The 11,869-nt window shown below is 74.9% G+C and carries 7 protein-coding genes; 3 read left to right on the top strand and 4 right to left on the bottom strand.

Annotated elements, in window-relative coordinates:
- Positions 1 to 78: 78 nt before the first annotated feature.
- Positions 79 to 807 carry a TetR/AcrR family transcriptional regulator gene (locus E0504_RS25460; protein WP_112105869.1) on the bottom strand — a complete coding sequence of 243 codons (729 nt, stop codon included), beginning with the start codon at positions 805 to 807 and terminating at the stop codon, positions 79 to 81.
- 55 nt (positions 808 to 862) lie between these two features.
- Between E0504_RS25460 and E0504_RS25455 the strand changes: the two genes are divergently transcribed.
- On the top strand, positions 863 to 1,738 hold the full coding sequence (locus tag E0504_RS25455; protein ID WP_131625988.1) for an alpha/beta fold hydrolase: 876 nt from the start codon (positions 863 to 865) through the stop codon (positions 1,736 to 1,738).
- 5 nt (positions 1,739 to 1,743) lie between these two features.
- Complete coding sequence (locus E0504_RS25450; protein WP_131625987.1) at positions 1,744 to 2,733, top strand: hypothetical protein; 990 nt, start codon at positions 1,744 to 1,746, stop codon at positions 2,731 to 2,733.
- A gap of 156 nt (positions 2,734 to 2,889) precedes the next feature.
- Here the strand turns inward: E0504_RS25450 and E0504_RS25445 are convergent, their stop codons facing one another.
- Together E0504_RS25445 and E0504_RS25440 are read right to left on the bottom strand one after the other, a co-directional pair.
- Entirely contained in the window at positions 2,890 to 5,712 is a 2,823-nt protein-coding gene (locus tag E0504_RS25445) for an acetate--CoA ligase family protein (protein ID WP_235013765.1), read from the bottom strand.
- 19 nt (positions 5,713 to 5,731) lie between these two features.
- Entirely contained in the window at positions 5,732 to 6,859 is a 1,128-nt protein-coding gene (locus E0504_RS25440) for an RNA-guided endonuclease TnpB family protein (RefSeq protein WP_112105346.1), read from the bottom strand.
- 418 nt (positions 6,860 to 7,277) lie between these two features.
- Here E0504_RS25440 and E0504_RS25435 point away from each other — a divergent pair, with 418 nt between their 5' ends.
- Positions 7,278 to 9,866 (top strand): helicase C-terminal domain-containing protein, encoded by a 2,589-nt coding sequence (locus E0504_RS25435; protein ID WP_112105347.1) that lies wholly within the window; start codon positions 7,278 to 7,280, stop codon positions 9,864 to 9,866.
- Between the two features lie 5 nt (positions 9,867 to 9,871).
- Here the strand turns inward: E0504_RS25435 and E0504_RS25430 are convergent, their stop codons facing one another.
- Positions 9,872 to 11,626 carry a serine/threonine-protein kinase gene (locus E0504_RS25430; RefSeq protein ID WP_112105348.1) on the bottom strand — a complete coding sequence of 585 codons (1,755 nt, stop codon included), beginning with the start codon at positions 11,624 to 11,626 and terminating at the stop codon, positions 9,872 to 9,874.
- Positions 11,627 to 11,869: the final 243 nt, after the last annotated feature.

Raw genomic sequence — 11,869 nt, 5'->3', positions numbered from 1 at the left:
GACTGATCCTTTTATGGAAGTTTAGGGAAGGATAGTGCGCGTCGCCGGTGCGCGTCGACCGGCTCGTCGGTGCTGGCGTCAGTCGAACTCTGCCCGTGAAGTTGATCGCGGCTCCGTGGCGGGCGGCTGGGTGGCGGGCGGCTGGGTGGTGCGCGGCCGGTCGGGGGTCAGCGCGCCGAGCGCGGCGTCTGTCACCCACTCGCGGTAGGCGTCGTGGGACCACCCGCGCTCGCGGACCAGTAGGCCGTAGACATCCGGGGAGAAGATCGTCCAGAGCGTGTCGCGGATGCGCTCGACGTCGTCCGCGGCGGCTGTGCCCAGGCGATCGGCGACGGTCGCCGCGACGATGCCCGCTCCGGTCAGGCGCTGGTGTTCGAGGTCGCGCGCGAGCTCGCCGGCCTGTGGATCGACGTCCGCGGCCCGGCGCAGTGCCGACAGCAGCGGGAAGGCGCGCTGCGCGATCTCCGTCGCGGCCACCGCGAACGCGCCGAGCACCTCGCCGGCCGTGGCGCCGTCGTGGACGGCCCGCATGGCCGGCCGCTCGTGCAGGGCGACCGGTTCGTCGTCGCCCGCGACCGCCTCGTCGACGGCCACCCTGAGAAGGTTGATCTTCGAGGAGAAGTAGGCGAAGACGGTCGGCGTGGAGACTCCGGCAGCCGCGGCTATCTGGGCCATCGAGGTCGCCGCGAAGCCCTGCCGGACGAACAGCTCGGTGGCCGCACCGATCGCCCGGGCGCGGTTCTCCCGGGCCTGGGCCTGGCGGCCGGTGGCGTCGTACCGGCGTCGCGGCTGTCGGCTGACCGTCATTCGCTTACTCTAGCCAGTATTGGATATAGCTTCGATAAAACCAAAGGAGGCGGCTGTGATCAGACTGGCCTACGAGATCTTCGGGGACGGCCCGACGATCCTGCTCGTGCACGGCGGGGCCGAAGACGCGGCGATGCTCGCCCCACAGGCCCTGGCGCTGGCGGCCACCGGGTGGCGTGCGGTCGTGTACGACCGCCGGGGAACTGGTGCCAGCACCCGGGACGGCTGGCCGGGCGGCGGCGTCGACCAGCACGCCGATGACGCCGCCGACCTGATCCGTGAGCTCGCCCGCGTTCCCAGCGCTTTCGGTGGTTCCGGTTCTGCCAGCGGTTCCGGTTCTCCCAGCGCTCCCGGCGCTCCCGGCGCTCCCGGCCGTTCCGGGCCGGTGACAGTTCTCGGGTTCAGCTCGGGCGGGGTCGTCGCGATGGCGCTCGCGGGCCGGCATCCGGACCTGGTTGCCGAGGCGATCGCCTGGGAGCCGGCGGCGATCGGTGTACTGCCGGACGGCGCCGCCGCCCACGCGGAGATCATGAAGCCGATCGAGGAGTACACGGCGCGCCGCCCGGGGGACTGGACGGGCGCCTACCACCGGGCGCTCGAGGTGCTCTCCGGGGGCACGGCCGATCTGACGGATCCGGCTGTGATCCGCTCGGCGGTCAACGCCGAGGCGTTTGTGCGTGACGACGCCCGGCTGATCACGTCGCACCCCTTCGCCGCGGCGGACCTCCCGCCCGACCGGATCACCGTGGCCGTCGGGGCGGGGACGAGTCCGCTCCACCGGCTGATCGCCGATCGGCTGGCCGAATGGGCCGATCTGCCCGTGACCACCGTGGCGGGCGCCGACGATCACGAGGTCCACCTGTCGCGCCCCGAGGTGCTCGCGACCCACCTTGCGGAGCGGGCGGCGCGCGCCGGCGGTCCGGTGTCGTGACGGTCATGAGGACCACCCGCGCGCCGTGGACCGGGGATGCCGCGAACAGCCTGGCCGCCGGGGACACCCGCACGACACGTCCCCACCCTGGTGGACCGGCCGGCCCGGGACGGGTGCTGTGGGTGCTGTGGCCGCTGGGGCTGGCGTTGACCGGGGCACATGCCGGGGCCGGCGCGCTCGCCACGCCGCTGTTCGTCCCGCTCGACGCAGCCTATCTCGTGCTCGCGGCGGTGCTGGTCGGACGGGCGCTGCGCGCGCGTGCCGGCGCCCACGGCGGGGGACCGGACGCCCCGGCGGTACTGCTGCTCGGGGCCGGTGTCTCGGTCTTCGCCCTGGCCGCCCTCACCGGCATACCGACCGCACACCATCCCGGCGCGATGCTGGCGAACACCGCCGTCCTCATGCTTGCCGCGGCCCTGATCGCGGTGGGTGTCGTGCTGGCGGCGGCCCGCCTGTGGGATGGGCCCGGGCGCGCGCCGGCCGCGATGGCCTGCGCCGTGCTCCTCCTCGGTGGCGCCGGCTACCTCGCCAACCTGGTCGCGCGGGTGGGGGTGGTGCTGGCCGGGGCGGCACCCGCTCAGGCCCGGGTCGAGACGAGCGCCTGGGAGGCCCGGTCCTACCTGCTGGGACTGCCGGCCGAGCCGTCCGCGGTCGTGCTGCTGCTGGTCTGGCTCGACCTGCTGCAGCTTGGCTACGTCGTGCTCACCCAGGTGGCGGTGGTGCTGCTCGCCGTCAGTCTGGGCCGGCACGGGTGGCTGGACGCGTCGATCGCGCGGGTCGCGGCCGTCGGGGGCTCGGCTCTGGCCGGGGTGACGGTCCTCGCCGTGGGGCTCGCGGTGTCAGGTGGCGCGTTCGACGTGCCGGGCCTGGAACGGGTGAGCGCGCCAGCGGCCTGGACGGCCTATCTCCTGACCGTTCCGTTCATGTCGACGCTACCGGCGTTCCTGGTCGGGGCCGGCCTGCTTGCTCCGAGCCGGGCACCGGAGGCGCGCTAGGTTCGGTGGCGCGGCGATGCTGTGCGCGGCGAGCTCCATGACCTCCCTGTCGAGGCTGGTCCAGGTGGTCAGCTCGTTCTAAGAGCGCCCGTCGACGAAACTGAAGCGGCCGTCGCCGACCGTCGCCGCACCCGGGTACAAAATGCCATGGCGGTACTAGCGGAAGTACTCGACGCCGGAGCCCGTCATCCGCCGGGGCAGTGACTCGGGATCGGTTCCCGGCGGGAGCAGGCGGACGCCGGCATGCAGTAGGACCACGCCGGGCCGGCCGACGAGCACCGGATCCAGGAGCACCTCGGCGACCGCCGGCACCTCCTCGGCGAGCCGGGCCAGCCGGTGCAGCACGTCCTCCAGGGCGGCCGTGTCCGCCGCCGGGGTGCCGGCGCCGCCGACCAGCAGCACCGCGCCGCGGATGCCCCGCACCATCTCGGCGGCGTCCCGGTCGGTGATCGGCAGCGCCCGGGCCAGCGGGTCGACCAACAGGTCCGCGACGGCCCCGCCGAGGCGCAGCGACAGCAGCGGCCCGATCGCCGGGTCCTGGGTCATCCGGATCACGGTCGACACCCCGGCCGGCGCCATCGGCTGGACGACCATGTCGCCCGGCCCGACCGCGGCGCGGATCGTGCGCCAGGCCTCCGCGAGCGCGCCGGGCCCTTCGACGCCCAGCCGGACGGCTCCGACGTCCAGCCGCCCGCGGAAGCGTTCGTCGGCGATCTTCAGGGCGACGGGCCAGCCGAGCCGTTCGGCCGTGTCCAGGGCCTGGGCGGCGGTCGTCACCGGCTCACTGGGCCAGACCGCCAGCCCCACCCCGCCCAGGATGTCACCGACCAGCTCCTGGGGCAGCCACGTCCCGTCCGTCGGGCCGGCGGCCGCCGCGCGGCGCGCGTGGTCCAGGTCGAGCCGGTCGAGAGTGGGGACGACGCCCTGCTCGCGGCTGCGCCACGCCGCGTGGCCCGCCGCCCGGGCGAGCGCGAGCGCGGCCGACTCCGGGGAGGCGAACGACGGCACGGAGCCGGGTGCGGGCGTCACGGTGCCGTCGCCCGGGGCGGCCAGCGCGGACGGCATCCCGTCGTACCCGAGGTAGGAGGCCACCACGGGCACCCGGCCGGAGCCCGCCACGGCCCGCACGGCCCGCGCGAGCTCCTCGACGGCCGGGTGCGGGGTGATCAGCGCCAGCACGGCGTCGACATCCGCGCTGGCGGCGACCGCGCGCAGCGCGCGCTCGAACCGTTCGGGTGCGGCCATCGCGCCCAGGTCCACCGGGTTGGCCGGCTCCGGGCGGCCGAGCGTGTCGCTCAACGCCTCCGCCGTGGCGGTGGAGAAGGGCGGTACCTCCAGGCCGGCCGTCCGGCAGGCGTCCGTGGCCAGGGCGGCGAGCGCGCTGGACGTCCCCACGACGCCGACGCGTCGCCCGGCGGGCAGCGGCTGGGACGCCAGCAGCGCGGCCAGGTCGAACAGTTGGCTCAACGTGTCCACCCGGATGACCCCGGCGCTGGTGAACAGGGCGTCCAGGGCCGGGTCGGCGGCGCTGCGCCCGCTCTTCAGCGCGATCACCGGCTTGCGTCGACCCACCCGCCGGGCGATCCGGGCGAACTTGCGCGGGTTGCCGAACCCCTGCAGGTGCAGCATGATCACATTGGTGCGCGGGTCCGACTGCCAGTACTGCAGCACGTCGTTGGCCGAGACGTCCGAGCGGTCACCGGTGGAGACGAACGTGGACAGGCCGATCGCGCGCCGCGACGCCTCGGTGAGGAACGTCCCGGCCAGCGCCCCCGACTGGGTGAACGCGCCGACCCGTCCCACCGGCGGGTCGCCGGCCGCGAAGGTGGCGTGCAGGCGGACGGCCGGGTCCGTGTTGATCAGGCCCATCGCGTTCGGGCCGATCAGCCGCATGCCGGACTCCCGGGCCAGCCGGGTGACCTCGGCGAGCCGGGCCCGCCCGTCGGGCCCGGCCTCCGCGAACCCGGCCGAGACGACGATCAGGCCACGGACGTCCTTCTCCGCGCAGGCCCGCACCGCGTCGGCCACGGCCGGCGCCGGGACGGCGATCACGGCGAGGTCGACCGCGTCCGGGATCTCGCGGACGTCCGGGTAGGCGTAGACCGAGGCGACCTGGCGCGCCGCCGGGTTGACCGGGTAGACCGGGCCATGGAAATCGCTGGCCAGCAGCCGGCGGAAGACCTCGTGGCCGGCGCTGCCGGGCTGCCGGCTCGCGCCGACGACCGCGACCGCGCGCGGTGTGAGCAGCCGCGCGATGCTCCGCGCCTCCGCCCGCTGTTCCAGCGCCCGGGAGATGCCCCGGGTGTGCGGAGTCTGCGCCGTCGGGAACACCACCCGCACGCCACCAGCACCGTCCTGACCGGCGCCGTCCTGCCGGGGGGTGTGCGGGCGGGTCTCGGCGCCGGCGAAGCCCGCGGCGTGGAAGACCCGCAGCGCCCGGTCGTCGCCCGCGCGCAGATCGGCGACGAGGTGGCTCACCCCGCGCTCGCGGGCGGCGGCGATCAGGTGCTCGAGCAGCAGCAGTCCGAGCCCACGGCCGCGGTGCGCAGCCTCGACGACCAGGGCGACCACCGCGTCGTCGGAGCCGGCGATCCGTTCGTAGTCCGCCGTGCCGACCAGACGTCCGCGCAGCACGGCCGCGACGGCGAGCCGCCCGCTGTCACCGGTGGTGGGGTGACCGGTGATGGTGGGGTGACCTGCGGCGGCCGGGTCGCCGGCCGCGGTCAGGTGCCCGGCGAGCTCTTCCGGGGAGCGCTGCGCCCACCGCGCGGGCAGGCGCGCGACGTCCGCCGTGGACAGGCCGGACCGCAGCTCGGCCAGGCCCGGCGCGTCGGTGCCCAGCACGGGGCGCAGCTGAACGGGCGCGCCGTCGGCGAGAACGCCGTCCGCCGCCCAGTGCGCCGGGTAGCGAGATTTGACATCCTCCCCGGCCTGACGGCTGGGGATTCCCGCACCTTGCGATACGGGTTCCTGCTTCATCAACGGACGCCTCCTCGCTCTAGGAGCGAGGTGGTCTCACTCCGTCTCCACAGGCAGACACCGCGAGCCCCGCGGCCAGAATGCTCTTCGCAGCGTTGACATCCCGGTCGTGGTGCGCACCGCAGCGGCACTCCCACTCCCGTACGTGCAACGGCAGCCTTTCGATGATCGACCCACAGGCCGAGCAGGTCCTGCTGCTCGGGTAGAAACGGTCGATCGCGATCACCGTGCGGCCATACCAGTCGGCCTTGTACTCCAACATCCGCCGTAGCTCCGACCAGGAAGCGTCGGAGATCGCCCGTGCCAGCGAATGGTTGCGGACCATGGTGCGGACCGTCAGGTCCTCGATGACCACCGTTTGGTTCTCGCGGATGATCCTCGTGGACAGCTTGTGTAGATGATCCCGGCGCCGGTCGGCGATCCGCCCGTGGACACGTGCCACGGTGAGCCGGGCCCTGGCCCGGTTCGCCGAACCCTTCCGTTTGCGGGACAGTTCCCGCTGCGCGCGGGCGAGCCGGGCACGGTCGGCCCGCTCGTGCCGCGGGTTGGTCACCTTCTCGCCCGTCGACAAGGTGACCAGGGACGTGACGCCCGCATCGACCCCCACCTGTTGCGGCGACGGAGGCAGGCTGGTGATGGTCTCCTCGACCAGGATCGAGATGTGGTACTGGCCGCGGGCGTTGCGCGACACCGTCACCTGGGACGGCGCCGCACCCTCGGGCAGCGGACGTGACCAGGCGATGTCCAGCGGCTGGTCCTGTTTCGCGAGCCTGACCTGCCCGTCGCGGAAACCGAAGCAGTTGCGGAAGTAGGTCGCCGAGTCGAGGGTCCGGCCCTTCTTCTTGAAGGACGGGTAGCCGGCCCGCTTCTCCCAGAAGTTCACGTAGGCGGTCTGCAGATGCCGCAGCGTCGCCTGCAACGGCCCCTTCGACGGCTCGGCCAGCCACGCTGTTTCCGGGTCGCGTTTCCATGCCGTCAGCATCGTGTCCGTCTCGGCATGTGTGACCCGGCGCTGTTCGGAAAACCACGCCCGGTGCCGCTCCGCCAACGCCCGGTTGTACACGTAGCGCGCACAGCCGAACGTTTTCGCCAACTGCTCGGCCTGCTCGACAGTCGGGTAGAAACGGTACCTGTAGGCCCGCTTCACAACCCGACTCCCCACGACCGGCAGAATACATCATTCGACTGTCACCCTGACGGCGGAGCTGACGCGCTAACCCCGCCCTGAAGGGCGGGGCCTGCGCGCTACGTTTCATGGGTCACCCTGTGGACGCTATTCCGCGCCGGACCGCGCCGCCTCGGTCGCCGGCGCCCGGTCCCCGCCACCGGCCCCGCGGCGCCCCCGCCGTGGTGCGACGACCCGCCGCGCCCGATGCGAGCCTGTCGCTCGCCCCGTATCGGTCGCCGTCCGGCATCGGACTGCACAATGGTGCAGACCTGGCGGCGGCCGGCGGATGCCGCGGGGGTGTCCGACGAGCAGGTTGTCGACACACGAGGTGGTCGCGGCGGGGTGCGTCCGGACGCGCCGTGCCCGGCATGGGTTGAACCGACGACGGGAGCGTCACATGGCTGGACGGCGGGCGGCGGCCCTGCGGGAACCGCGCAGGTCGGCCGACAGCTACCTCGACTTCGTCCAGGGTCTGGACGAGGCAGCCCTCACCGCCGTCCTGCGGGCCCGCCCGGACGTCCTCGAGGACCCGCCGCGCGGAGTCGGTGAGCTCGTGCGCCGGCTCGGGGACGCGGACTCGATGCTCGCCGCCGTCAACGACCTGGACCGCGACGGGCTCCTGCTGTGCGACGCGGTCATGATGCTGGGCCCGCCCGTCCCGCTGGACCGGCTGGTGATGCTGCTCGGCGGGTCCAGGGACGGGATCCGCGCGGCGCTGCGCCCGGTCACCCGGCGGGCGCTGCTCTGGGAGAGCGACGGCGTCGTCCACGCCTTCGAGCCGTTCCGGCGGCTGTGGGACGACGAGGTCGCGGTGTGGCATCCGGCTGCGGAGCTCATCCCGGCCATCGCCGTCACCGACCTGCGCCGTGCCGCCCGCGGGCTCGTTCCCGGGGCCCGGGTCACCTCGTCCACGACCTGGGAGCGGTCCGCCCGCGTCGTCGGGGAGCTGATGGCCGACCCGGACGGCGTCGCCGCCGCGGTGCAACGGCTGCCCCGGCCGGCCCGCGACCTGCTGGCCGAACTGGTCCGCGACCCGACGGGTCTGATGACCGGCGACGAGCCCGACGACGCCCTCGGTACAGGTGCCCTCGGTACAGGTGCCCTCGGTACGAACGGCTTCGATGGCGGGGCCCGTGGGCGGCTCCCGGCCGGGTCGAACCGGGAGGAAACGGCCGGGATACTTGTCGAGTCCGGGCTGCTCCTGCTCGTCGGCGGTGAGATCGAGGTGCCCCGGGAGGTCGTGACCGTCCTGTGGGCGGCAGACCCGGAGGTCCGGCTGACCGGGCCGCCGAGCCTCGGCCCGGCGGGCGCGGACCGCGCGGACGAGACGTTCGCCGCCGGGATCCAGGCCGCCGCCGGGCACGCCCTGCGGTCGGTGGCGGCGCTGCTCGCCGAGGCGGAGCGGGCGCCCCTCGCCGCGCTGAAGAAGGGCGGCATCGGCACCCGGGAACGCGCCCGGCTGGCCCGGACCCTCGCGCTCGCGGAGGACGAGCTCCCGCTCTGGATCGACGTCGCCCACGCCGCGGGGCTGCTGGCCCGCGAGGAGGGCGGCTACGCGCCGACCGGCGAGTACCCCGGCTGGCGCGGGTCGGACGTCGGACGTCGCTGGGCGGTGCTCGCCCTGGCCTGGTTCCTCCTCGACCAGTCCCCGACACACCGTGAGATCGACAGCGGCCGGGACCAGCCGCCGCCGCTCCCGCTCGCCTCCGGCGCGGGCCGGGTGCGCCGGACGCTGCTCACCACGGCCAGCCCCGGCCGGTCGCTGGCCGCCGCGGGCAGCCACCTCGAGTGGTTCCTGCCGCTGCACGGCTACGACCGGCCCCAGCTGGCGAACAAGCGCCAGGCCGCCGTCCGGGAGGCCGAGCTGCTCGGCGTCGCCGCCGAGGACACCGTCTCCGATCTCGGTGTCGCGGTCTGCGAGGTCCTCGCGGCGGCGCCGCTCGACCCGACCGGGCAGATGCGGGCCCACCAGTACGGTTTCCCGACGCCCACGCTGGCCGGGTTCGTCACCGAAACCCTCGGGCCGCTGGTGGACGAGCTGGCCCGCCGGTGCGGCCCCGCCCTGCCGGGCGACGCGTCCACCATGATCCTGCAGTCCGACCTGACCGCGACCGTGGCCGGCCAGCCCAACCACGCGATCGCCCGCCTGCTCGCCGACGCGGCCGTGTCGGAGTCGCGCGGCGCCGCCGGGATGTGGCGGTTCACCTCCGCTAGCATCCGCGGCGCGCTGGACGTCGGCTGGAGCGCGCAGGAGCTGCTCGACGAGCTGCGCGCCGGCGCGGCGCACGAGGTGCCCCAAGGGCTCGAGTACCTCGTGGCGGACGTCGCCCGCCGCCACGGCCACATCCGCGCGCGGGCGGTGCGGGCCGCGGTCGTCGCGGACGAGGCGACGATCAACGAGATCCTGGCGACCCGGGCGCTGCGGTCGCTGGACCTGCGGCGACTGGCACCGACCGTCGCGGCGTGCGGCGCGGACGCCGAGGACGTGGCCGAACGCCTGCGCGCCGCGGGCATGGCTCCGGTGGTCGAGGACGAGCACGGCACCGTCGTCATCCGCGGGCGGCCGGGCGGCCCGCCGGCCTCGGGCCGCGACGCCGCCGCGGGGGCGGCTTCGGAGCGTGGCAGCACGGGGAGCACGGGGAGCACGGGCGAGTCCGGAACGTGGGCGGCTCCGGCGGATGTGGCGCGGCGCATCCTCGCGAACCGGGCCGGCGCCGGCGACGCCGCCCGGGCCGACCCGCGCGTCGTACGCCAGCTCGGCCGGCTGAACCCGCGGCTCACCCTCGCCGAGCGCCAGCTCCTCGCCGCCGCGCTCGACCACGGCGAGATCGTGACGATCATCTACCGGGACCGGTTCGAACGGCGGACCAGCCGTCTGATCGCCCCGGTGGAGCTGCTCGGCGGGCGTCTCGACTCCTGGTGCCACCTCCGCGAGGCGCGGCGCGAGTTCGCCGTCGCCCGCATCGAGGGGGTCACACCCGGCTGAGCGGGTCAGGGGCGGTGGCGCAGGCTTCCCGCCGGGCGCCCGCCGGCCTCGTCCTCGGACTGGTAGTCGAGGGCGCCGTCCGCCGCGAGGCGCAGCCTCGTCGTGCCGCCGCTCGTGCACACCGGCAGACCCAGCAGGGTGGGGTTGTCGCCCGAGCCCCCGATGTCACGCAGGACCACCTCGGGCCCGGAACCCGCCGCGGTGCTGATGCCCACGAGCTGCTGGTCACCGACGCACCGGATCGGCGCGTCACCTCCCAACGCCCCCAGCCCGACCAGGGTGACCTCGGAGTGGCCGACCGTCTGACCGCTCTCGCCGGGCCGCAGCGTGATCACGACGTCCTGCGCGACCCCCAGCCGCGAGATGATGCGTCCCTCCCAGATGCCGGCGTATCCGGCCGGCAGGGCCCCCGGCACCGTGGGACCCGACCCGCCCGAGGGCGCCGAACCCGAGCTCGCCGGCGGCCCGCCGACGGTCGGCCTCGAGGTCGGCTGGTCGAGGAGGTCGGTCAGGGAGCCGATCCCGGCGGTGGCCTTGGGGCTCGCGCGGGCGTCCGCGCCGCCGCCGTCCGAGCCGCCGTCCGAGCCGCGCAGGGCGACCAGCAGGACGGCCGTCACGATCACGGCGAGGCACACGACACCCAGGGCGGCCACGGTCACGAGGGCGCGCAGCCCACCGGCCGGCGGGGCGTCGGGCCCGACCGGGGTGCCCGATGGTGCGGCCGGTGCGCCCGGTGGTGCGGCCCGCGATACGCCCGATGGTGCGGCCGCTGTGGCTGGCGGTGCGGCCGGCTCCGGCGGCCATGGCAGTGCCCGGTTGTTATCTTCCGATGTGGCGTGGTCGTTCGTCACGGTGGTGGTGGCGGGAACGTCCAGGTCGAGGAGCGCGACGGCCTGCCGGCTCAGCCCGGTGACCAGGTCCTGCGGCAGCCATCCGGCGGTGATCAGTTCGGCGGCGCCGCCGCCCGGGACGAGCTCCGCGAGCACGTCAAGCGGCCCCGGGCGCTCACCCGCCGCCTTGCGCAGGCAGGCGTCCACGATGCCGCGCAGCTCGGCAGGGACGGCGTCGAGCCGTGGCTCGCCCGCCAGGATGCCGTACATCACCGCGGGCATCCTGCTGCCCGAGAACGGGCCTGATCCCGTCGCGGCGAAGGCGAGCACCGAGCCGAGGGCGAAGACGTCGCTGGCCGGCCCCACCTCCTGCCCGCCGATCTGCTCGGGTGACATGAAGGCCGGCGAGCCGATCGCGGACCCGGAATGGGTGAGCACGGTGGCGTCGAACGCGCGGGAGATCCCGAAGTCGATGACCCGTGGCCCGTCCAGGCCGAGCAGCACGTTCGAGGGCTTGAGATCGCGGTGCACCAGGCCGGCGGCGTGCACGGCGCTCAGCGCCTCGGCGAGGCCGGCACCCAGCGCCCGCACGGTCGGTACCGGAAGCGGGCCGCGCCGGCGCACCGCCTCCAGCAGGGACGGTCCCGGGACGTACCCGGTGACCAGGTAGGGCTGCTCGGCGTCCGGGTCGGCGTCGATCACCGGCGCGGTCCAGGCGCCGCCGACCCGGCGGGCGGCCTCGACCTCGCGGCGGAACCGGGCGCGGAACGTCGGATCGCCGGCGAACTCCGGCCGGATCACCTTGACGGCGACGGTGCGCCCGCCCGGGCCGCGGGCCAGGTACACCCGGCCCATCCCGCCGGCGCCGAGCAGGCCGAGCAGCCGGTATCCGCCGGTGGTCCGGGGATCATCCGCGCGGAGGGGTTCCATCCGGGACGACTCCTCCCGCCCGTCGCGGACTGCCGGTCGGGGCCGCCGGCCGTCCCGCGCGGCCGGCCCCGTCCCGCCGCCGCGCGACTCAGGCGACCTGGAACGATCGTTTGGGCAGTCCCATCATGTAACCCTCGGCCGGGACGATGAGCGGCGCCTCGGGCCGCGGCGGGTCCGGCTCCGGCCCGGGCCTGCGGTGGCCGATCCCCGGAGTGTCGCAGGTCATCCGGAAGCGGCGGCGGT

This window comes from Parafrankia sp. BMG5.11 (assembly GCF_004337455.1).
The sequence above is the reverse complement of the archived record's forward strand: the minus strand, read 5'-3'. Positions and strand labels throughout refer to the sequence as shown.

Excerpts from the sequence above, each read along its gene's own strand:
- E0504_RS25460 (WP_112105869.1), bottom strand. The coding sequence starts at position 807 with ATGACGGTCAGCCGACAGCCGCGACGCCGGTACGACGCCACCGGCCGC.
- E0504_RS25450 (WP_131625987.1), top strand. The coding sequence starts at position 1,744 with ATGAGGACCACCCGCGCGCCGTGGACCGGGGATGCCGCGAACAGCCTG.
- E0504_RS25445 (WP_235013765.1), bottom strand. The coding sequence starts at position 5,712 with ATGAAGCAGGAACCCGTATCGCAAGGTGCGGGAATCCCCAGCCGTCAG.
- E0504_RS25435 (WP_112105347.1), top strand. The coding sequence starts at position 7,278 with ATGGCTGGACGGCGGGCGGCGGCCCTGCGGGAACCGCGCAGGTCGGCC.
- E0504_RS25430 (WP_112105348.1), bottom strand. The coding sequence starts at position 11,626 with ATGGAACCCCTCCGCGCGGATGATCCCCGGACCACCGGCGGATACCGG.